This window comes from Bacillus sp. FJAT-29790 (assembly GCF_019039215.1).
Classification (GTDB): Bacteria; Bacillota; Bacilli; order Bacillales; family Cytobacillaceae; genus Cytobacillus.
Map to the genome: position 1 here is coordinate 2288964 of NZ_JAHNZZ010000001.1, position 22579 is coordinate 2311542.

23 protein-coding genes, 1 other RNA gene and 1 other annotated feature are annotated in these 22579 nt (G+C 39.9%); of the genes, 2 read left to right on the forward strand and 22 right to left on the reverse strand.

The window, feature by feature from the left end; all coding sequences use genetic code 11:
- Window positions 1–222: 222 nt before the first annotated feature.
- The 15 genes from BGM26_RS10890 to BGM26_RS10960 all read right to left on the reverse strand — a co-directional run bounded on the left by BGM26_RS10890 (window position 223) and on the right by BGM26_RS10960 (window position 14380).
- Complete coding sequence (locus BGM26_RS10890) at window positions 223–507, reverse strand: DUF1292 domain-containing protein (protein WP_217039835.1); 285 nt, start codon at window positions 505–507, stop codon at window positions 223–225.
- A gap of 13 nt (window positions 508–520) precedes the next feature.
- Entirely contained in the window at window positions 521–937 is a 417-nt protein-coding gene (gene ruvX, locus BGM26_RS10895; RefSeq protein ID WP_217039836.1) for a Holliday junction resolvase RuvX, read from the reverse strand.
- A 3-nt stretch (window positions 938–940) separates the two neighbouring features.
- Window positions 941–1207, reverse strand: a complete 267-nt coding sequence (locus BGM26_RS10900; RefSeq protein ID WP_217039837.1) for an IreB family regulatory phosphoprotein — start codon at window positions 1205–1207, stop codon at window positions 941–943.
- 247 nt (window positions 1208–1454) lie between these two features.
- Entirely contained in the window at window positions 1455–4088 is a 2634-nt protein-coding gene (gene alaS, locus BGM26_RS10905) for an alanine--tRNA ligase (protein ID WP_217039838.1), read from the reverse strand.
- A gap of 123 nt (window positions 4089–4211) precedes the next feature.
- Window positions 4212–4423, reverse strand: a binding site (T-box leader).
- 131 nt (window positions 4424–4554) lie between these two features.
- Window positions 4555–5637, reverse strand: a complete 1083-nt coding sequence (locus BGM26_RS10910; protein ID WP_217039839.1) for an AI-2E family transporter — start codon at window positions 5635–5637, stop codon at window positions 4555–4557.
- Between the two features lie 263 nt (window positions 5638–5900).
- Window positions 5901–6068, reverse strand: a complete 168-nt coding sequence (locus BGM26_RS10915; RefSeq protein WP_367949300.1) for a YrzQ family protein — start codon at window positions 6066–6068, stop codon at window positions 5901–5903.
- Window positions 6065–6256, reverse strand: a complete 192-nt coding sequence (locus BGM26_RS10920) for a hypothetical protein (protein WP_217039841.1) — start codon at window positions 6254–6256, stop codon at window positions 6065–6067. Before BGM26_RS10920 ends, BGM26_RS10915 begins: the two co-directional genes overlap by 4 nt.
- 12 nt (window positions 6257–6268) lie before the next feature.
- Entirely contained in the window at window positions 6269–6742 is a 474-nt protein-coding gene (locus BGM26_RS10925) for a PRC-barrel domain-containing protein (RefSeq protein WP_217039842.1), read from the reverse strand.
- Between the two features lie 103 nt (window positions 6743–6845).
- Window positions 6846–7016, reverse strand: coding sequence for a hypothetical protein (locus BGM26_RS10930; RefSeq protein ID WP_217039843.1), 171 nt, complete (start codon window positions 7014–7016; stop codon window positions 6846–6848).
- Window positions 7017–7317: 301 nt separating this feature from the next.
- Window positions 7318–9735 carry an SF1B family DNA helicase RecD2 gene (gene recD2, locus BGM26_RS10935; protein ID WP_217039844.1) on the reverse strand — a complete coding sequence of 806 codons (2418 nt, stop codon included), beginning with the start codon at window positions 9733–9735 and terminating at the stop codon, window positions 7318–7320.
- A gap of 35 nt (window positions 9736–9770) precedes the next feature.
- Entirely contained in the window at window positions 9771–10424 is a 654-nt protein-coding gene (locus BGM26_RS10940; RefSeq protein WP_217039845.1) for a tetratricopeptide repeat protein, read from the reverse strand.
- Between the two features lie 285 nt (window positions 10425–10709).
- A complete protein-coding gene (gene mnmA / locus BGM26_RS10945) occupies window positions 10710–11825 on the reverse strand; it encodes a tRNA 2-thiouridine(34) synthase MnmA (protein ID WP_217039846.1) in 1116 nt (371 codons plus the stop codon).
- 35 nt (window positions 11826–11860) lie between these two features.
- Window positions 11861–13003 (reverse strand): cysteine desulfurase family protein, encoded by a 1143-nt coding sequence (locus BGM26_RS10950; RefSeq protein ID WP_217039847.1) that lies wholly within the window; start codon window positions 13001–13003, stop codon window positions 11861–11863.
- Between the two features lie 268 nt (window positions 13004–13271).
- Window positions 13272–13691, reverse strand: coding sequence for a cysteine metabolism transcriptional regulator CymR (gene cymR / locus BGM26_RS10955; RefSeq protein ID WP_217039848.1), 420 nt, complete (start codon window positions 13689–13691; stop codon window positions 13272–13274).
- A complete protein-coding gene (locus BGM26_RS10960; RefSeq protein WP_217039849.1) occupies window positions 13691–14380 on the reverse strand; it encodes a YczE/YyaS/YitT family protein in 690 nt (229 codons plus the stop codon). The genes cymR and BGM26_RS10960 overlap by 1 nt, the downstream gene beginning before the upstream one ends.
- Before the next feature lie 179 nt (window positions 14381–14559).
- Between BGM26_RS10960 and BGM26_RS10965 the strand changes: the two genes are divergently transcribed.
- Window positions 14560–15822: a replication-associated recombination protein A gene (locus tag BGM26_RS10965; RefSeq protein WP_217040751.1), complete on the forward strand. Its 1263-nt coding sequence runs from the start codon at window positions 14560–14562 to the stop codon at window positions 15820–15822.
- A gap of 97 nt (window positions 15823–15919) precedes the next feature.
- Here the strand turns inward: BGM26_RS10965 and BGM26_RS10970 are convergent, their stop codons facing one another.
- The 6 genes from BGM26_RS10970 to BGM26_RS10995 form a co-directional block, all read right to left on the reverse strand.
- Entirely contained in the window at window positions 15920–16879 is a 960-nt protein-coding gene (locus tag BGM26_RS10970; RefSeq protein ID WP_217039850.1) for an ABC transporter permease, read from the reverse strand.
- Window positions 16857–17798, reverse strand: coding sequence for an ABC transporter ATP-binding protein (locus BGM26_RS10975; protein ID WP_217039851.1), 942 nt, complete (start codon window positions 17796–17798; stop codon window positions 16857–16859). Before BGM26_RS10975 ends, BGM26_RS10970 begins: the two co-directional genes overlap by 23 nt.
- A 13-nt stretch (window positions 17799–17811) precedes the next feature.
- Window positions 17812–18504 carry an ABC transporter ATP-binding protein gene (locus BGM26_RS10980; protein ID WP_217039852.1) on the reverse strand — a complete coding sequence of 231 codons (693 nt, stop codon included), beginning with the start codon at window positions 18502–18504 and terminating at the stop codon, window positions 17812–17814.
- A complete protein-coding gene (locus BGM26_RS10985; RefSeq protein WP_217039853.1) occupies window positions 18501–18881 on the reverse strand; it encodes a GntR family transcriptional regulator in 381 nt (126 codons plus the stop codon). Before BGM26_RS10985 ends, BGM26_RS10980 begins: the two co-directional genes overlap by 4 nt.
- Window positions 18882–18885: 4 nt before the next feature.
- Window positions 18886–19665, reverse strand: a complete 780-nt coding sequence (locus BGM26_RS10990; protein WP_217039854.1) for a hypothetical protein — start codon at window positions 19663–19665, stop codon at window positions 18886–18888.
- A 197-nt stretch (window positions 19666–19862) separates the two neighbouring features.
- On the reverse strand, window positions 19863–20630 hold the full coding sequence (locus BGM26_RS10995; RefSeq protein ID WP_217039855.1) for a tRNA threonylcarbamoyladenosine dehydratase: 768 nt from the start codon (window positions 20628–20630) through the stop codon (window positions 19863–19865).
- 310 nt (window positions 20631–20940) lie between these two features.
- On the opposite strand from BGM26_RS10995, the gene BGM26_RS11000 reads away from it, so the two are divergent.
- Window positions 20941–21864: an NAD(P)H-dependent flavin oxidoreductase gene (locus BGM26_RS11000; protein WP_217040752.1), complete on the forward strand. Its 924-nt coding sequence runs from the start codon at window positions 20941–20943 to the stop codon at window positions 21862–21864.
- A gap of 449 nt (window positions 21865–22313) precedes the next feature.
- On the opposite strand, the gene ssrS is transcribed toward BGM26_RS11000, so the two are convergent.
- Window positions 22314–22501: non-coding RNA, 6S RNA (gene ssrS / locus BGM26_RS11005), on the reverse strand.
- Window positions 22502–22579 lie beyond the last annotated feature (78 nt).

Below are 22579 nucleotides of genomic sequence, written 5' to 3' on the forward strand. Positions count from 1 at the left end.
AACCGCCTGTGGGGTCTCCCGCTCCCTCTATTCCCGCAGGATACTGAATTTACATCCTTGAATTTGCCCACGCACGAAGGAAATGCGATAGCATTTTGGAGAGTCAAGTGCCCTCCGCTCCAATCAACTCAGATTATTAAATAAAAATCACTTATAAAAGCAACAAACTTTACGAAAACAGCCTATATCAAAAAAAACTGGCCGTAGGCCAGTTTCATTTTTTTATTCTTCCTCTTCATCAAGGAATGTGTTAAGCATTTCCTCAATTAAATCCCATTCTTCATCTGTTTCAATCGGCATTAATTCTCCGTCTTGATTATCTTCGCTTGGAATAAATGCTGAAGCAAGAATTTCAATATCTTCATCATCATTGTCATCTGCACCAGCAGGATAATAAAGAACGTATGACTTACCAAATTCTTCCGAATCAAATGTGAAGAGTACTTCACATAATTGCTCGTTTCCATCTTCATCTACTACTGTAATATTGTTTTCACCGTGATCCATTCTTTTCACCTCATTAAATTTGACTATCTAAAAAGCCTTGTAAAATCATAACAGCTGCCATTTTATCGATCACTTTTTTCCGCTTTTTTCGGCTGACATCTGCTTCAAGAAGAACCCTTTCAGCAGCAATAGTCGATAAACGCTCGTCCCATAACACGACAGGAAGGCCAAACAGCCTTTCAAGCTCATTTGCAAAATACTGACTGGCTTCCCCGCGCGGTCCAATCGTTCCATTCATATTTTTTGGCAAACCGACAACAATTTTACTCACTTCATGTTCTTTAATTATTTTACCAAGCTGCTCGAAACCAAACTCTTTTTCTTCTTCGTTAATCTTAATGGTTTCTAAGCCTTGCGCCGTCCAGCCAAGTGCATCGCTTAGCGCAACGCCGACGGTTTTAGAGCCGACGTCCAATCCCATTGTCCGCATACGCTATCCCTTTCGTTGCTGTTTTAAATATGATTTGACAAGCTCTTCGATGATTTCATCACGTTCGAGTTTGCGGATGATATTCCGTGCATCCTTATGGCGGGGAATGTAAGCAGGATCCCCTGAAAGTAGGTAACCAACAATTTGGTTAATTGGATTATACCCTTTATCTTGAAGAGCTTCATACACTTGAAAAAGCACCTGATTGACATCATGCTCAATCGGCTCTTCAGGAAAATTGAACCTCATTGTATTATCAAATGAGCTCATTTCTTACACCTCGCTTTATTGTTTGGCACTGTTTAAAAATTATGTTGTTATAGCCGCGGCTCGATTTACCTTTGAAAAGATAATATAATTTATCAACATCGTTCATTAACATAGCCTATTGATTAGCGATTCAATAACACTCGTGATTGATCAGGTAAGGAAATGGGACGGTATAAAGTACTTCTTTTATCCAATTCCTAAACATTTTAGATTGGTTACCTACATTTTACACTACTTTGTCCGGATATCAAACGGATTTTACCCATTCTTCAACAAAATTCAACGCACTTTCAAGCTTTGCTGGATCTTTCCCGCCAGCCTGTGCCATATCAGGACGTCCGCCGCCTCCGCCGCCGCACCTAGTTGCAACTTCTTTAATGATTTTACCCGCCTGGTAACCCTTTGAAATAAGGTCATTTGTTACACCGGCAATTAAATTCACTTTTCCATCGTTCACACTGCCAAGGACGACAATCGCTGAGCCAAGCTTATTTTTTAAGTCATCAGCCATATTACGCAAGTTGTTCATATCTGCTGCCGCAACTTTCGCCGCTATGACTGTTACACCATTGATTTCTTTAGCTTTAGAGACAAGGCTTCCTGCTTCAATATTACCCAATTTTGCCGCTAATGATTCATTTTCACGCTGAAGCTGCTTAATTTCTCCCAGTAAAATTTCAATTCTTGAAGCAAGGTCTTTTGGGTTTGTTTTTAATTTACCTGCTGCTTCTTTAAGAATGCCGATTTGGTCGGTTAATAATTGATAGGCTGCTTCCCCTGTCACAGCTTCAATTCGACGTGTTCCTGCACCAATACCGCTTTCTGATTGGATTTTGAATAATCCAATGACAGATGTGTTCGGGACATGGCATCCTCCGCAAAGCTCAAGGCTATAGCCACCCACTTGAACAACTCGGACAATCTTTCCATACTTTTCTCCGAAGAGAGCCATTGCCCCCATCGCTTTTGCTTCTTCGATTCCTTTATAATCAATTTGTACTTGGAGACTGCGCCAAATTTTCTCATTAACAATATTCTCAATTTTTTCGAGTTCTTCAGCAGTAATCTGGCCAAAATGGGAGAAATCAAATCGTAAACGATCGGGCCCTACTAATGAACCAGCCTGATTAACATGATTGCCAAGGACATCTTTTAAGGCTTGATGAAGCAAGTGTGTCGCTGTATGGTTTTTAATCACCTTCGTACGTGTTAACTCATTGACTGTCGCTTTAATCTGATCATTTATTTTCAAAATTCCCGTTTCAACTACCGCTTTGTGAAGATTTTGGCCATTAGGAGCTTTCTGCACATCCTTTATTGCTACTCTTAAACCTTCTGCTTCAACAATTCCCTGGTCAGCTATTTGGCCACCGCTTTCAGCATAAAACGGTGTAACATCAAGGATAAGCTGAACTTCCTCACCACTTTGCGCTTCTTCTACTAATTGTCCCTCTTTTACGATTGCAACGACTTTTGCTTCGGTTTGAAGGTTTTCATAACCGACAAATTCACTTTCGACCTTTATGTCACCTAAAATCCCACCCTGAACTTGCATAGAATCTACATCCTGCCGTGCTGCTCTTGCCCGTTCACGCTGGCGTTCCATTTCGATTTCGAAGCCTTCATGGTCGACTTTCATTTTTTCCTCATCAGCATATTCTTCTGTTAATTCAACCGGGAAACCGTACGTATCATAAAGTCGGAACACATCTTCCCCGTGAATCGTATCATTTCCTTTTTCTTTTTCCTTTTTTATTACAGCTGATAGGATCGCCAATCCTTCATGAAGCGTTTCATGGAATCGTTCCTCTTCATTTTTTATTACCTTTTGAATAAATTCAGTTTTCTCTTCCACCTCAGGGTAAAAATCATTCATGATTTCACCAACAACCGGGACAAGTTCAAACATGAATGGGCGATTGATGTTGATTTGTTTCGCATAACGAACTGCTCTGCGAAGCAACCGGCGCAAAACATAGCCTCTGCCTTCATTGGATGGAAGAGCCCCATCTCCAACAGCAAATGCAACTGTCCGGATGTGGTCTGCGATTACCTTAAATGCGACATCTGTTTCTTTTTTAGTACTATATTGCACGCCCGATATTTCTTCTGTACCGCGAATAATTGGCATGAATAGATCTGTATCAAAGTTTGTCGGCACATTTTGCACAACTGAAGTGATCCGCTCAAGGCCCATTCCTGTATCAATGTTCTTCTTCGGCAGCGGCGTATACGTTCCATCCGGATTATGATTAAATTCAGAGAACACAAGGTTCCAAACTTCTAAATATCTTTCATTTTCACCGCCAGGATATAATTCTGAATCTGCAGGATCATTGCCATAATCAGGTCCACGGTCGTAGAAAATTTCAGTATTCGGTCCGCTTGGACCTTCACCAATGTCCCAGAAGTTTCCTTCCAAACGAATGATTCTTTCTTCAGGCACACCTATTTTCTTGTTCCAAATTTCATAGGCTTCATCATCTTCAGGATGGACCGTGACAGACAATTTTTCTTTTTCAAACCCAATCCATTTTTCGTCTGTCAAAAACTCCCATGCCCATTCAATCGCTTCGACTTTGAAGTATTCACCAATTGAAAAGTTACCGAGCATTTCAAAGAAAGTATGGTGGCGAGCCGTTTTTCCAACATTCTCAATATCATTCGTACGAATTGATTTTTGAGCGTTCGTAATTCGCGGGTTTTCGGGAATCACACGCCCGTCAAAATACTTTTTCAATGTTGCTACCCCACTGTTAATCCAAAGCAGAGAGGGATCATCATGGGGAACAAGTGAAGCACTTGGTTCAACAGCATGTCCTTTCTCTTTAAAAAAATCTAAAAATAATCTGCGTATATCAGATCCTGATAAATTTTTCATGTAAATAGCCTCCTCAAAAATGATTGGAAAATAGGAATGTTAACCGATTGGTACTTTACGAAATACATGCACGAAGTTTAGCCCTAGGTCTGCCGGACAAAACAAAAAAAGCCCCCATCCCTGGACAGGGACGAGAACTTACTCGTGGTACCACCCTGATTATGAAAGCTAGACTGTTCTGAACTTTCATCTCTCAGATCCTTAACGCGGATAACGGCAGGAATTAGCTGCACTCCGGATTAGCGTTCTGTTATCCTTCATCTAGGAATTCTTTCAGCTAGGAATTCCCTCTCTTTAGATGGTCTATAACATACTCGTTCCTTCTTCATGTTTACCTATTCATTTTCCTTTATAGTCGCATTATAGCGATTTAAAATGATGTTTGTCAATATTTCCTTAAAGAGACTGTTTGGATAAGATTTCATTAACGAAAATCGAAAAATCAGCTCCCATTCGGACACGAAATTTAAGAACGCGAAAATTTCGGGTTCGGTCTTTTCATAAAATGTGACCTTGCATGTACGAGACTTACTTTTAAGACAGCTAACACGGGGACAGCGATAATTAAACCAAGTACCCCTCCAACCTCCCCGCCAGCTAAGAGAGCAAACATAATGACAAGCGGATGCATATCCAAGCTTTTTCCAACGATAAAAGGGGACAATATATTTCCTTCTACAAATTGAAGAATTAAGATAATTACTACAGATATCAAAATCATTTTTATCGATATGGTAGCGGCAATAATCACTGCTGGAATTGCTCCAAATATCGGACCAAAATAAGGAATGACGTTCGTAATTCCAATAATCAACCCAAGCAACAAAGGATACTTCATTCCAACAATCCAAAAAATCAAGGCTGATACTGCTCCTACAGCAACGCAAACTAAGAGTTGCCCCCTTATGTAACCTCCAAGCGATTTATCAACATCTCGTAAAAACAAAATGCCTTCCTGCCTCCACTTTCTCGGAGTTAAATACCATACAGTTCGTTTCATTAAGTCATAATCTTTTAGCATGTAAAAAGAGATAAATGGAATGATCGCAATGAAAATCGCGTAATTCAATATGTTCAGCAATCCGTTTATACTTTTCGTAAACAGCTTGTCTAAAGCCGATTCCATGGCCAGAATCCCCTCGTCTATTCTTGCTCGAAGACCATCAGGCCAAGCTGATGTTTTTTGCTGAATGACATCGATCCATCCCCTATATTGATTAGCGAATTCCGGCGCATTCTCAGTCAAATCCTTTAGCTGATGAATAAATGCTGGAAGTCCTTTGTAAAAAGCAAAACCAAGCCCGCCAAAAAAAAGCGTGTATATACTAAATACAGCCACACCTTTATGCAAACCCCGATCATTTAGTTTTTCAACAATGGGATGAAGCAAATAAGTAATAAAAGCAGCAATAATAAATGGGATGAATACGGCTAAAAACATTTTAAAAAAAGGGAACCACACTTGCTTGATCTTTAAAAAAACAAATAAAACAATAAAAAGAAGAAGGAGAAAACCTAACCGGTAATACCATTTTAATCGAATATCCATTTCGTCCCTCCTCAATATTATTGTGAGTGCATTTGAGGAATTTATGCATCAAAAAGAAGGGCCAACGCCAATATTTTGCGCCAGCCCTTCCTAATCAAATTCGCCTTAGCGTATTTGCGCCCAGATTTTCCCCTTAGCTCGCTCGATAAATTCAATCTGAGGCATCCACTGAAGGCTTAACTTTATTCAGCTAGGGTTTAAACTGGATACCTGTTTGTATTCATCTCACCACTTATATCGTTTAGAGACCCTGCTGAATAAAGTTAAAATAGTGCTTTCGTTATTCTTTTTTGCATTTTTCTCATATTCCGTCTGGACATCAAATTATTTCTTTGAGCAATATTATATGCAGCCATACCTGCTCCAAACACAATAGCTGAGGTTATCACTCGATTCAACCGTCTCACCTCGTTCAATTTGGTTGACGTCATGACAAATAACGTCGCTCATCTTCTTCGAATAAATCATCAAGGGAACTTAATGTTCCATCTTCTTCCACTTGATGTGTATTGATAACTCCATTGGATATGGTAAGTTCAATAAAGCAGCTCCAGCAATAATATTGGCTTATACCAATTTTGCCGATATCCTTACCTTGGCAATTAGGGCATTTCAGCATGGAAAAGACACCTCACTTTTTCACGTTTACGATGATGGCGTCCTTCCCAATCGCAGGTGGCATATCGGTTTTGATCACACGTTTTCCTTCCAGCATATCTGAAAAGAAGCCATCCGATAATTCATACCCTATGATTGTCCCCACTTCTTCCTGAAAATATACATCTTCCAATAAGCCAAGCCGAACCCCTTCTCTTGTCATAAGCATTTTCCCAGTTAAACGGTTTTGGCTTTCAAATGTATATTCTTTCGATTTTTTAATCGGCTCAAGAACTGATTGATCCTCTACCATAACTCCGTCCCATCCGAAAGATGAAACATCCTTAACATTAATTAAAAATGTTTTCTTCAAGAGGGCGCCCTTCCGCAACAACAAGCCCTTTACGACTCCATCGCCGGAAATGCTTAAGTCTGACACTTCACCAATTTTCGCACCGCTTCGAATTTCAATGACAGGAAGTCCTTTGAGTAATGAAAATGTCCGCAAGGATTGTCCCACCTTCCCGAACATTTATAGTTTACGCATTCGGCTAAGAAAAATAAGGTGAAACGGTTTCCATTCTCTCCTGAAAAAATAAAGAATAGATGTTTTAACGCTTTTTATATCTCTCCTTATTAAATCGTTCATTGCGCTCTCCGCCATCAGCAAGCTCTTCTGAGAATTCTTCATTCAGCCAATTGTCAATTCTTGAAGCTCTTTGTATTTGAGAAGCGGTCAAGTTGTTATTCGGTGCTGCTTCTTCATTCCACTTTTTACCCATATCTGTGCACTTCCTTTGCTATGAATGTTAATTTAAAAGGCTTTATTCGCTTATTTTGTTGTTTTTGGCCTTCAAAGTTTGCCCGTTGATTTCCGCTGCGGGCACTTGCTTTCCGCGGGGAGGGACGGGAGCCTCCTCGGCGGTACCGCCTGTGGGGTCTCACGTTCCCTCTATTTCTCGCAGGAGTCAAGTGCCCTCCGCTCCAATCAACTCAGATTGTTATAAAAAGTCATACTAAAAAGCAACAAAGACTTACGAAAACAGCCAATTTAAAAAAACAGCCTTAATAGGCTGTCTCTTATTAGCTATATTCTTTTTCCATGAAATCATACGGTGTTATATTTTCCATCCCAATAAGCGGATCGGTTTTCATCAGTTCTTCTTCTAAAGGCAACGCAGATTCTTGTTGATCTTCTTTGATATCGACGGAATGATGTTCAGAAATCTCTTCTTTAAGCCGGTCAGTCAGACTAGTTAAGCGGGCCTGCTCGTCTGCTCTTTCTACCCCGATTTTGAGAGCCTCTTCCTCCCCGCATAAAATCAAGAATTGTTTGCTGCGGGTAATGGCCGTATAAAGCAGATTTCTTCGGAGCATACGATAATAACTTTTTACAACAGGAAGAATGACAATCGGAAATTCACTTCCCTGCGATTTATGGACTGAGCAGCAGTACGCATGGGTGATTTGATTTAAATCCTGCCGGGTATATGTAGCTTCAGCGCCATCAAAAGAAGCGACAATCATATCCTGCTTCTCCGTATTTTCCTTCGCGTAAAAAATCGATACAATTTCACCCATATCGCCATTAAACACATGATTTTCAGGCTGGTTGACAAGCTGAAGAATTTTATCCCCTATTCGATATTTTACATCTCCGAAGGAAAGCTCTTTCCGGGTTCCGTCATGGTTCGGATTAAATATTTCCTGAACAATTTCATTGAGCCGGTCTATTCCTGCGGGGCCTTTATACATCGGAGCCAGTACTTGAATATCTTTCGAAGTATACCCTTTTTTCTTCGCATTCTGAACGACTTTTTCGACTACATCAGAAATTTGCCCGGGACTGCACCTAATAAATGACCGATCGGCTTGTTGAGCAGTAATATTTTCCGGGAGCTTGCCTTTCTTCATTTCATGTGCAAGTTCAATAATGGATGAGCCTTCAGCTTGCCGGTAAATATCCGTTAAGCGGACAGTTGGAATTCGCTCGGAACGAAGCAAATCTTTTAACACCTGTCCAGGTCCAACAGATGGTAGCTGATCTTCATCCCCAACCAATATGACTTGCAAGTTTTCCGGAAGGGCTTTAAAAAGCTGATTAGCGAGCCATATATCGACCATCGAAGATTCATCAACAATTAATATTTTCCCTTCTAAAGGGTTTTCCTCATGTCGATCAAATCCCTCCGTGCCATTCCATCCCAAAAGCCTATGGATCGTAACAGCAGGTAAACCCGTTGATTCCGTCATTCGTTTCGCTGCTCTACCGGTCGGAGCTGCGAGCAAAAATGGAAAGGGTTCTTCCTTCTTATAATCTTTCGGGTTCAATGAGCAGCCATGTAATTCGGCATAAAGTTCAACAATCCCTTTTATGACTGTTGTCTTTCCAGTACCAGGCCCTCCTGTAAGGATAAGCATCGGTGACATTAGTGCCGTTTGAATGGCTTCTTTTTGGGTAGGAGCATACTGCACTTTTAGTCGTTCTTCTAAATTTCCAAGTGCTAGTAAAAATTCCGATTCCGGGAACTGTTCATCATATTGAGTTTGTTTCAAGATTCGCTTAATATTTGTGACCAGCCCTTTTTCGGAAAAATAAAGCGAAGGCAAGTACAGTCTCTGTTCTTCAACTTTGATTTTCCCTTCTTCTTCAAGCTTGATGATTTCATTGGAGATTTCACTGTAATCAATTTCATCCCGCTTATTTTCTTCAAGAAGTTTTTTTACACTATGTAATAGTTCCCTTGCTTCCATATAAACATGACCCGCCTGCATGCTCTCCATTTCGAGAATATAGAGGCAAGCGGCTCTTATTCGGTCCGGATGACTGCCGGAGATTCCAAGCTGATACCCAAGTTCATCCGCTCTGCCGAATCCAATGCCCTCGATATCTTCGACAAGTTTATACGGATTCTTTTGAATAGTTTCAACGGTTAACTCTTTATACGCTTGGTAAATCTTCATTGATAATTGAGGACCAAATCCATATTGATTTAAAGCGATCATTGCCTGTTCAAGGCCTTGATGCTCCATTAGCGTGTCATATAAGGATTTCGCCGTTTCGGGAGGAAGCCTCGGAATTTTCTCAAGCAGGGACGGCTGATTAAGAATTCGTGTAATCGCATCTTCTCCTAAAGTTTCGACAATTCTTTCTGCCGTCTTTTTACCAATCCCTTTAAAAAGCTCACTCGATAAATAGTTTACGACACCCTGTTTTGTCTGAGGAATATCTTTCCGGAAATGATTGGCTTGAAACTGAACTCCGAATTTTGGATGATCCTTCAATTCCCCATAAAAAATATAGGTTTCCTGCTCATGCATTTTCGGGAAATAGCCGGTAATGACTGCCTCTTTGTCTTCATATTCGTCATTCGTTTCTTCCACCCGAATTCGTAAAACGGTATATAAATTTTGCTCGTTATGGAAGATCGTGACTAAATGCTTCCCTTTTATGAATTTCCCCTGTTCCGCAAATAAGTCAAGGGAGTCCTGTTTCTCCATCATTTCTCCTCCTTCCCCACATTACTAGGTATTCTTTAATTTGTTTTTGAGATTAATTTCTTCCCATACCCAGCAAGCAAATGATCTGGCTGAATTTCTAAGGCTTTATTAAAGAATTTTAGTGCATTTTCTTCATGCTCTTTAAAACCATAAGCAACGCCCAGGTTATAATAAGCATCTGCATGCTCAGGATCAATCATTACACATTTTTCTAATTGTTTGATCGCTTCATCAATCAAGTCAAGCTGTGCCAAGCATAAACCGTACTGAAAAAATGCTTCAGCATCATCTTCGTTTAATTCGGCACTGCGTTGAAGATAAGGCAACGCGAATTTACCTTGTTCTAACGCGACAAGGGTCATTCCAAGCATAAAATAATTATCTCCTGATTCCAGACCCTTTTTCATTGCTGTCTCAAACATGTCCTTTGCTTCCTCAAATTGTTGAAGCTCATAATACAAATTTCCCGCGCTATAGTAAGCAGCGGCTGCATTCTCATCAAGGCTAATCGCCTTTTTGTAAAATTTTAATGCTTTTTCGGTGTCCCCAACTGCAGATAATACATTGCCAAAATTAATATAGGAAACCGGATCTTCCGGGTTCTCTTCAATTGCTTCCATAAAGAACTTTGCTGCTTCTTCCCATTTGCCTTCTTGCATATATTGAATTCCTGTTTGATTTTTGTCCATATTTAAGTACACACTCCATTTCGTCTTTTAAAAGTATAGCATAATATATCGTTACTTTTACTACCTGCCTTAGAAAGTTATAGTTCGCTTCTTTGGATAAAGATTGTTACTCTATAGTTAAAAATTTCCAGTACACTACGAACCTCTTTTGAAGACCGTTTTTTCCTTTTCAAAATGATTAGTACTGACTTTCGAAAACAGCCAAACGATAAAATTATATAATATCTTAAACTGACTAAATTGATGTCAAAAAACCCCGACTCTGCATGAGAATCGAGGCTTATATTATCCTACGTAATTTAGACGTGCACCGTCTTTATAAACCTTATCAATTGTTCCGCCGCCAAGACACTCGTCACCATTGTAAAAGACGACCGCCTGTCCAGGAGTAATAGCGCGGATCGGTTCGTGGAAAATCACTTTGGCATCCCCATCCCCCATAAGCTCGACTGTCACTTTATTATCCGGCTGGCGATACCTAAACTTCGCCGTACAATCAAATGTTTTTGGTTTTTCTTCATTTGAAACCCAACCAATATTGACAGCAAGAATCGAATCAGAGTAAAGCTTTTCATTATGAAAGCTTTGGCCGACATAAAGGACATTCCTTTTTAAATCTTTACCGACTGCGAACCATGGTTCACCAGCTCCGCCAATTCCTAGGCCATGCCGCTGACCGATTGTATAATACATAAGTCCGTCATGCTTGCCAACCACTTCACCATCAAGCGTTTCCATATTTCCCGGTTGTGCAGGTAAATAATTTCCCAGGAATTCCTTGAAATTTCGCTCACCAATAAAGCATATACCTGTACTGTCTTTTTTCGCGGCAGTAGCAAGATCAGCTTCTTTAGCTAGTTCCCTGACTTTCGACTTTTCAATATTTCCGATCGGGAACATGACTTTTTCCAGTTGTTCTTGACTGAGTTGATTTAGAAAATAAGTCTGATCTTTATTTTCATCAATTCCGCGGAGCATTTTGTACTCCCCATCACGAAATTCCACTCTTGCGTAATGCCCAGTCGCTAAATAATCAGCTCCTAGATTCATTGCATGCTCTAAAAAGGCTTTGAATTTAATTTCCTTATTGCACATGACATCTGGGTTTGGTGTTCTTCCGGCCTTATATTCATCTAGGAAATAAGTAAAGACCTTGTCCCAGTATTGTTTTTCAAAATTGACAGCATAATAAGGAATGCCAATTTGATTGCATACGCGGATGACGTCATTGTAATCCTCTGTAGCCGTACATACCCCGAACTCATCTGTATCATCCCAGTTTTTCATAAAGATGCCGATGACATCATACCCCTGTTCCTTTAATAAGAGAGCCGCAACCGAAGAATCGACTCCCCCTGACATCCCAACGACAACACGGGTGTCTTTTGGCGCTTTATTCATCATGGTTCCACCACGTTCCTTTAACTTTAATTCATCTATTTTGTTAGTCGCTTTACGATTTTCGCCGTTTCTTCCCCTGTCTTTTCAATTTGCTCTAATGTATTAAAAAGACCAAAACTAAAACGAATCGAGTTTTGCAGACGTTCCGACCCTTTGCCGAACATTGCAACTAGGACGTGGGAAGGATCAATCGTTCCTGCTGTACACGCGGAACCGCTGGAGGCAGCGATACCAGCAATATCTAAATTCACTAGCATGGCTTCCACATTCGTTCCGGGAAAGCTTAAGTTTAAAACATGAGGAAGTGAATAATCAAGTGATCCGTTTTGAATAAATTCAACTTCCACTTCTGTAAGCTTTTTTATGAAAGCGAGCTTGTATTCCTCGTATTCTTTCCTTTTTTTCTCCATCGATAGCTGTGCAATCTTGACGGATTCCAGAAAGCCCGCAATAGAAGGAACATTTTCCGTTCCAGCGCGTCTTTTTCGTTCTTGCTCACCGCCGAACATACGGGAAGAGAGCTTTACATCTTTATGGGCATATAAAAATCCGATTCCTTTTGGTCCATTTATTTTATGAGCGGAAACGGACAGTAAGTCAATTCCAAGTTCTCGAACATCGATTTTTCCCATCCCATATGCTTGTACCGCATCTGTATGGAATTTTGCGGGATGGTCCGCCAAAAGTTGTCCAATTGCTCTTATTGGCTGAATCGTCCCGACTTCATTGTTTCCGTACATGATCGTAACAAGGATCGTATCTTCTCGTAGGGCCTTCTCGACATCCTTCACAGCTACCCTTCCATCGATATCAACTGGTAAGTATGTCACTTCATATCCCTTTTTTTCTAATTCCTTACAGGCATGAAGAACGGCATGATGCTCAATTGTCGTCGTAATAATATGCTTGCCGTTTTGTTTATATGATTCAGCCACGCCGAAAATGGCGTGATTATCCGCCTCCGTGCCTCCGCTTGTAAATATTATCTCATTAGCCTGTGCGCCAATGCTTTTAGCCAGTTCTTCCCTTGCTTCATCAATAATATGCCGGGCCCCGCGGCCAAAATAATGGATGCTTGATGGGTTACCGAATTCTGAGGTCATTATCTCAGTCATCTTTTCAATTACCTTTGGGTGCATTGGCGATGTGGCCGCATGGTCAACGTATATTCGCTCCATTTGATTCACCTTCTTTTATCATACTGCTTTAAAATATTTTTTTGCATAATTCATATAATATATAGGATTTTCCCGTAAAATTGGTAGATTTTTATTCAATTTTATTAGTAAAAATTTTAGATACAAACCACTAAATTCAATAGGATTCTGCGTCCTATCGGAAACTTTTTTGAATATATCGGCGACTTTCACTATTTTATTAGCTACTTTTCGGCGACTCTTCGAATAAATCAGCTATTAAAGCGAACCTTATGAAATGTCCTTTTGCTTAAATATAAAACATATATGAATCCGAATCACCGCGATCTGTATGATTCGCCAGATCTTCAACCGTCGTATTATCTAATACTTCTTTCACAGCATCACGAATGCGCATCCAAAGCTCCCTTTTTGCTGGCTCCTCATCTTCAATTCCTTCAACAGGACTGATTGGACCTTCTAATACCCTGATGATATCACCTGCTGTTATTTTTGAAGGTATGTCACCTAAAATGTAGCCGCCGTATGCGCCACGAATACTTTTTACTAGGCCAGCATTCCGAAGCGGAGCAATGAGCTGTTCGAGATAATGCTCCGAAAGATCATTTGTACGAGCAATTGATTTTAAGGAAAGTGGACCCTCCCCATGCTTTTTGGCCAATTCAATCATAATCGTTAAACCATACCGGCCCTTTGTAGATATTTTCATTAATTGACACCTCTATCCTTTTCATTCGCTAAATTCGATATAATAATTGTATCTTGCTTTTTCATTCTCTGTAAAAACCAATCCGTTAATGATTGACATTGCGGTAGAGCAACGCCTACAATTGAACCCATCGTGACACTGATCACAATCGTTCCCCAGAAAACAGGGCCGCCTAGCTGCCAGCCAATAATCAGGACAACGATCTCCATGCATGCTCGAACACGCCCCACATTCCAGCCAGTCTTTTCTGTTAATGCGATCATTAGACTATCCCTTGGTCCCGCACCAAACTGGGCTGATATATATATCCCCATTCCGTAACAATAAATAATAATACCGAATACAAACATAATCATTTTCCCAATAAGCGCGGAGGGAGTTTGCATAAACGGCAATAGTAAATATAAATCAATAAAAAGGCCAATCAAGATCATATTCGTAAAAGAGCCCACTCTTGGAAGCTCTTTTGATATAAGGCAAGCCACCCCTATAATTACGAACCCGACAAGAACCGACCAACTTCCGATTGTCAGCCCAAGCTGATAGTACAGGCCTACATGGAGTACATCCCACGGGGTTGCTCCGAGGTCAGCCTTTATTAATAAAACAATGCCAAGGCTCATAATGAGTAAACCCATTAAATATACAACGATTCTAGGCCTAATTTGGCCACTTTTTCTCGTAATCATCTGTTTATTCTCCCCGCAAAAAAAGCTTATTAAATTCTTAGTAATTAGATAGGCATTACACATTATAGCATATGTTTAACCAATATTCATTTTGCCAAACCATGATTTATGATATGTTTATTTCATATAATTAACCTTTTTTAAAAGGCCTTCTACAGGTTGGAGTGATAAACTTGAGCATTAAACCACTAGCATTTCGTATGCGACCAAGAACGATTGAGGAAATCATCGGACAGGAACATCTCGTCTCTGATGGGAAAATCATCAACCGAATGGTAAAAGCAAAACAGCTATCATCGATGATTTTGTACGGCCCGCCAGGTGTCGGCAAAACTTCGATTGCAAGTGCCATTGCAGGGAGTACCCGCTATGCTTTTCGGACATTAAATGCCGTAACAAACAATAAGAAGGATATGGAGATTGTAGCCGCGGAAGCTAAAATGTCAGGTAAAGTCATCCTTTTGCTCGATGAAGTGCATCGGCTTGATAAAGGGAAACAGGATTTTTTGCTTCCATATTTAGAAAATGGAATGATTACCCTCATTGGAGCCACAACGAGCAATCCTTATCATGCGATAAACCCCGCGATCCGAAGCCGTTGCCAAATTTTTGAATTAACGCCTTTATCAGTTGAAAATATTAAAGAGGCTTTGCTGAAAGCGATTGACGATAAGGAACGCGGTTTTGGAGAAAAGAATGTGAAAATTACAGACGAGGCTCTTATCCATCTTGCAACAGCTTCAAATGGAGATATGAGAAGTTCATTAAACGCTTTAGAGCTGGCCGTTTTATCAACGAGTCCTGATGACAGCGAAGAAATCAAGATCGATTTGCCAACGGCCGAGGAATGCATGCAACGAAAAAGCTTAGCCCATGATAAAGACGGAGATGCCCATTACGATGTCCTTTCAGGGTTTCAAAAATCCATCCGTGGTAGTGATGTAAATGCCGCTCTCCATTATTTAGGCAGATTAATTGAAGCAGGTGATTTAGTCAGTATTAGCAGGCGATTATTGGTCATTGCCTACGAGGATATCGGCCTTGCGAGCCCACAAGCCGGGGCAAGAACACTCGCTGCTATCGAAACGGCAGAAAGAGTCGGCTTTCCCGAGGCAAGAATTCCACTTGCTAATGCGGTGATTGAGCTATGCTTATCACCTAAATCGAATTCAGCATATAAAGCAATGGATGCTGCGCTTGCTGATATAAGAGCTGGCAACAGCGGAGAAGTTCCCGATCATTTAAGGGACGCGCATTATAAAGGGGCAAAAGAGCTTGGAAGAGGAATTGATTATCAGTATCCGCATGATTACGAATCCGGCTGGGTCAAACAGCAATACTTGCCTAATAAATTAAAAAATAAAGTTTATTACGAGCCGAAGAAAACAGGCAAGTTTGAACAGGCTTTGGCGGTTATTTACGATAAGCTTTTGAAATCTTAATGAAAGAATCCATTCAAAAAATAGAGTTCCTTTCGAAGATGATTCAAAACTTCTCTTAACATGTTAAAAGGGTCTGGCTCACGCCAAACCCTGTTTTCTATGCTGCTACATCCCTTTTCTTAAATACATAAAACGCAATTCCTTGAAACAGGAAGAAGTAGACAATCAACATAATTACTGAGAACCCTAGTGTCATCCCTTCCACCATCGGAGTTCCTTCAAAATATTGCAGCAAATCCGTGTTTGCAAAGAGGATATACTTTGCCCACTCATATTTCATGGAAATTAGTCTTGTTACTTGCCCCCCCATAAACATTAGGAACAGCGACAGCCCAATGGCAAGTGAACTGTTGCGGAAGGCTGCTGAAATCATAAAGGCCATTGTTGCAAGCATGATCATATTTATCGATTTGAGGCAATAGACAATGACGAGATGAACTAGCATAGGCTGTTCGGTAATTTGCCCATTGTAATAGTTTAAATATGGAGCTGCGCTTTCGGGAGTTCCAAAGAGGATCGCTCCTAATAATGAGGAATAGGCGAACAGAATAAACAGGATCAGCAGTCCAAACAGAATAACTGTGATGTACTTTGCAGCTAATATTTTGCCTCTTTTGATTGGCCGAATTAATAACAGTTTGATCGTGCCCCAGTTAAATTCGCTAGCAACAATTCCAGCTGCAATAATGATTGTGAACAAACCAACAAACTCGATTGTTTGTGAAGAGTCAGTTACAAATCCCCAGATGGAGTAATCTTCATTCGGCGATAAATCGTGTTCGATCCGGTATTCATTTATCGCGATTTCTTTTTGATAATGGTCTTTTAAATCCCTCGGAGCGGAATCACCCAATTCTTCCAGTTGTTTTTTATAGCTCTCATTTTGAAGCTGAAGTCCTCTTTTCCATTCTTGGTTATCAGGAACAATTCCTCCACTTTCCTGGTATTTGATAAAGGCACCGGCTACACTTATCATTAATATGAGGAGCCCGATCATGACATACGTCCCAGGTCGCCTAAAAATCTTCATCCACTCATTCTGAATCAGATTTAACATGTGCAGGACCCTCCTTTTCTGATGTCACTTCAAGGAAACGGTCTTCAAGTGTTTTTGTTACTTCTTTGATGCCATAGATTGAAATTTCCGTATTGACAAGTTCCTTAACGATTACTGGTACTTGTTCTTTTACGAGCGGCAATGCAATTCCATTTTCCGTCAACAGAACACGCGCTTCCGGATTCGTTTTTTTGATAATTTGCATTGCTTTTTCTTTATTGTCTACCTCAACCTCGTAATTTTTCTCATTCCCTTGAACAAAATCGGAAATAAGCTGAACATCAATGAGCCGGCCATTCTGAATAATTCCAATCCGGTCACACATCATTTCCATCTCAGATAGTAAATGGCTTGAAACAATGACGGCCATTTCTTTCTCCCTTGCCAGCTTCCTGACATGATCCCTAATTTCGCGGATTCCCGCTGGATCAAGACCATTCGTTGGTTCATCAAGTATTAAAATTTTCGGGTCATGGAGAAGGCATTGCGCTAATCCAAGTCTCTGCCTCATTCCGAGTGAATAGGTCTTTACTTTGTCATGAATTCGATCTGTTAGACCAACAAGTTCAACCGTTTCATCAATTTTTTCCTTTGAAATACCTTTGGACATCCGTGCAAAGTGTTTAAGATTTTGATAGCCACTCAAAAATTTATACATTTCTGGATTTTCAACAATTGCCCCTACATGTGTAATTGCTTTTTCAAAATCCGCTTTAATGCTATGGCCAAGTATTTTAATATCGCCAGAAGTCATGCCAATCAGGCCAACCATCATCCGAATCGTTGTAGTTTTACCCGCACCATTTGGCCCTAAGAAACCAAATACCTCTCCTTTTCTCACATCGAAACTTACAGAATCGATAATCGTTCTCCCTTTAATTGTTTTTGATACATTTTGAATCTCTACGAGGATATCCATCGATTCTCTCCTTTCATTCTTTAAATGTTTGTTTCATCCATTCAAGGATTGACAGCCCTTCTGTTTCTCTTAATTCTTCTACATTATAGCGGTCAATTACTTTCCCATTTTGAATGGCCAGTACTTCATCGAGTAAAGGCTCAATTTCATCTATTTCATGAGTCGCGATAACCACCGTCTGATTTTCAAAATCTATATAAGACAGCAGCCCTTTTACAATCGAATCCCTTACCATTGGGTCAAGACCTGAAAAAGGCTCATCTAAAAGCAATACAGATGTTTCCCTGGCCAATGCAAGAACCAATTTTAAACGGCCGCGGTTCCCTTTCGATAATTGCTTTAGCTTCGCATCTCGGTCAAGTTTCATGAATTGGAGTAATTCTTCTGCTCGTTCCATACGGAAATCCGGGAATTGACTGTAATAGAATTCGATCATATCACCTACCTTGAATGGCTGATAAAACGTATCCAGTTCGGTTAAATAAGCGACTTCCCGGGCTGTTTTTCGATCGGCCTCTTTGCCATTGACAATTACAGTGCCATTTGAAGGATGAACAAGTCCGGCTATCATTTTCAAAGTCGTTGATTTTCCGCTGCCGTTCGGTCCGATTAAACCGTATATTTTTCCTTTCTCAAGGGTGTAAGATACATCATTAAGACCATATTTTCGGCCATATTTTTTCGTCACATGCTGGAATTTTATCATCTTAAGTCCTCCCGCGTCCCCTTAAAGTATTCCTCTAAACCGGAGAGCATTTCTTCTTCCGAAAACCCGAGCTCTTTCATGTTTTTGACAAAGGCCTCAATGATGTCCATTTGCAGGCGTACTTTTAATTCATCAATTTTGCGTTCATTCTCTGTTACAAACGTCCCTTGCCCTCTTTTCGTTTCCACGATTTCCATCCTCTCCAATTCACTATACGTTCTTTGAATCGTATTTGGATTGACTCCTGTTTGTACCGCCATTTCACGAACGGAAGGGAGTTTGTTGCCAGGCAGTAATTCCCCTCTAATAATCTGCTGATTTATTTTATCGACAATTTGCATATAAATCGGATTCGATGCTTGAAATTGCTCACCCATGACGTTACACCTCAACTTTCCGCTCTAAAAGCCAAACAGCGATGTAAAAAACGAGAATGACAATTGCTGTATAAATGATTCCATTCATAATCGTTAATCCGGATCCTTCTATAAACGCGGCAGACGCTGAATTTTTACTTACTTCATACTTAATCGATTGAATGGAATCAAGCTGAATGACACCTATTTTTTTAAGCTTCTGATAAAAAGGCTGGTGCTGTATATAATTCCAAATTACTGACAATAAAAGCCAAACCCCGACTAGTATTGGCCAGCGGAAAGAACTAACAATTGGGACATTTTTTAAAGAGTGAAATAATGACCAATAAAACAGCACCCATATCCCCATGAAGATAGAGCCTAAAGTAAGTCCTGCTCCCATCAAGCTGATTGTTGGGAAATGTTCTCCTTCAATCCATGATAAACCTTCAGCATGATCAATCCCCCATTTTGCAACACACAGAGCAATAAAAAGAGAAACAAGGAAAAAGAGAAGCCCTGCAGCTATTTTGGCTAGAAAGAGCTTCGTTCCGCTATTGGGATTGTGTAGCCACCCTTGGCTCTGTCCTTCAATATTTAGAGAAGACAGCAAATATAGTGGCAGATAAAAAGCATGAGCGCTTAAAATCATGATGGAGATAACGGCAAAAACATTAGGTTCGTTAAAATAACGCATCAAGCCTATTCCTGCCATGACCGCCAAGATCAACAAAGCCATTCCGACCATAAACCAATTTTTTGTCAGTTTTAATTCTTTAAAAAATAAACCGTTAAATGCTTTCACATTTTTGACCTCCTAAACCACCGTTTTAGTGTTCTAGTTAAATAGTACACCGATACAAAATAAAAAGTCAATTTATTTTTACACTTTTTTGAAAAAATAGGCGATTAAAACCCAATTTAACAATAATTGCCCTCCTGATTTTATTTCGAAAAAATAAAAAGGCCTGGCTCTATATTAAAGCCAGACCAAATCCACTATTATTTTTCATCCTTCACACGGCTAATTTTAATGTCGCTTAACAATTCCCTTACCACATAGCTAGCCATAACTAATCCTGCAACTGACGGAACAAATGCATTGGATGAAGGCGGCATTTTTGCCTTTCGAATGACTGCTTCGTCTTTACCGACTACCTTCCGAACATCTTCACGGATCACGATCGGGCTTTCATCTGAGAATACGACTGGAATTCCTTTTCTAATTCCCTCTTTTCTTAAGCGTGTCCTTATGACTTTTGCAATTGGATCGGTATGCGTTTTTGAAATATCAGAAATTTGGAAACGGGTTGGATCCATTTTGTTTGCCGCTCCCATGCTTGAGATCATTGGGATATTTCTTTTTAAACATTCCTTCATTAAGTGAATTTTATAAGAAATCGTATCGGACGCGTCAACTACAAAATCAAGGCCATACTCAAAAAACTGCTCATACGTTTCTTCCGTGTAAAACATTTTCAGCGCAATTACTTCACACTCAGGATTAATATCCTTAATTCGTTCCTTCATTAAATCAACCTTTGGCTGGCCAACAGTTGAAAGTAATGCTATGATCTGCCGATTGACGTTAGTAATATCGACATCATCTTTATCGACTAGGACTAACCGTCCCACTCCTGACCGTGCTAATGCTTCGGCAGCGAAAGTTCCTACTCCGCCAATCCCAAGAACCGCAACGGTGCTGTTTTTCATTTTTTCTAGTCCTTCTTTGCCAATTGCAAGCTCATTTCTTGAAAATTGATGCAACATCTATCTCAACTCCATATTATTTAAAAATTAGGCGCTTCTATTATCCTAAATGTCTAATAACAGCGTGCTTTTTTTGTTTTACCCGATAATGAATATATCATACTTTTTAATAAAAATAAGTAATTCTATAGGAATAAAAGTTATTAATATTTATCGCATTTGGTAACATCAGCTAATATGACCAGGTAACAAAAGTCACATCTTTTTATCAGGTAAGGTGCTAAAATTATTTCAGATTAAATGAATACATGTTGTTAGCTGATAGAAATGGGGTTTTGACTTGAATCTTCCACAATTAAAAATTGGGCATATGAAACCGAGGGTCCCTATCCTTCAAGGCGGGATGGGTATAGGAATTTCACTTAGCGGTCTTGCTTCAGCGGTCGCCAATGCAGGCGGGATCGGAATTATTTCTGGCACAGGAATTTCTACCGAAGAATTACGATCCCATATTAAAATAGCCAAAGAGCGGATCAAAGAAGCTGGTTATATAGGTGTTAATGTTTTATTCGCAATGAACGATTTCGCGGAAAAAATGAAAGCTGCCATGGAAGAAAAGGTTGATTTTATTATTTCAGGTGCAGGGATCTCTAGGGATATGTATGCTTGGGGAAAAGAGTATGGCATTCCTGTACTATCTATCGTCTCATCTGCCAAGTTGGCGAGAATTTCAGAACGATTAGGGGCTGCGGCTGTAGTTGTTGAAGGCTGCGAAGCTGGGGGACATCTTGGAACCGACAGGCCATTGTTTGATATTTTGCCCGAAGTAGTGGAGGCTGTTAAAATCCCAGTTATCGCTGCGGGCGGTATTTTAACAGGCGAAGATTTAGCAAAAGCCGTTAAAATGGGCGCTTCTGGTGTTCAAATGGGGACAAGGTTTGTCGCAAGCGAAGAATGTGATGCGCCACTTGCATTTAAAGAAAAATATGTACATGCGAAAAAAGAAGATACCATCTTGGTTAAGACTACTGTAGGCTTACAGGGAAGAGCCATAAAGAATAAATTTACAGATTTAATCATGGGAACGAATAAAGTAAAAATCGATAAATGCCATGATTGTTTGAAAAATTGTTCGTATCGTTTTTGCACGCTAGATTCTCTGTTTAAATCTGTCGGCGGCGATGTGGAAAATGGACTCGTATTCGCAGGTGCTAGAGTATCCGAAATTAAAGAAATATTACCTGTTCAGACAATCATTGATAATATTACAGCTGAATTCGTTGCTGCCAAGTAGGTTAATTGGTGGAACCTTGAAAAAAACAAACAGCCTGGCAAATAAAAGCAGGCTGTTTGTTTTTTTATTGATTGATTATTGTATCATTTATTCACTCATATAGAAAAATAAGTCTGTTTTCACAAACTTTGTTGCTTTTATAACTTTTATAATAACATTTATTATATTGAAAATAGGTAAACATTCACCATGAGAATTTCATGACGACCGAAAACTCTTCGAAAAGGGAATACCGCTCCTCATGAGGGGTTCATTACTACCCAAAACTCTTTAGGGAATTTATATCATAAAGCAACAATCTCTTAGAAATGAGCCAAGAATAAAAACGAGTCCTTCGACCAATGTCCGAATTTATATTGTGTACTTTTCGGATAGTAATACACAGGAACCAAAAAACAAAAAATCCATGCCAATTTCTCGGCATGGATAATAAATTCAATATGTACGTAAAGAGCCCCAATCATGCCGTCGCTTTAGGCGCCTTCGTTTTGAACCCGCTCTTAGCAGGTGGGTGTCCTGTTTCTGCTTTTGTAAGTCCTCATCCATAAGGCATTTACGCGGCTAGAAAACTCCGGATTCCCGAAGGAAAGATGTTCGGTCAAAATTTCAGGTTACACAACGAACACATCAGGACTCTTTATTTGTTAGTTTGATAATACCACAGAAAATCACTCTTTTCAAGCAAGAATAAAGTGAATTTTCTATTAATAAGGAC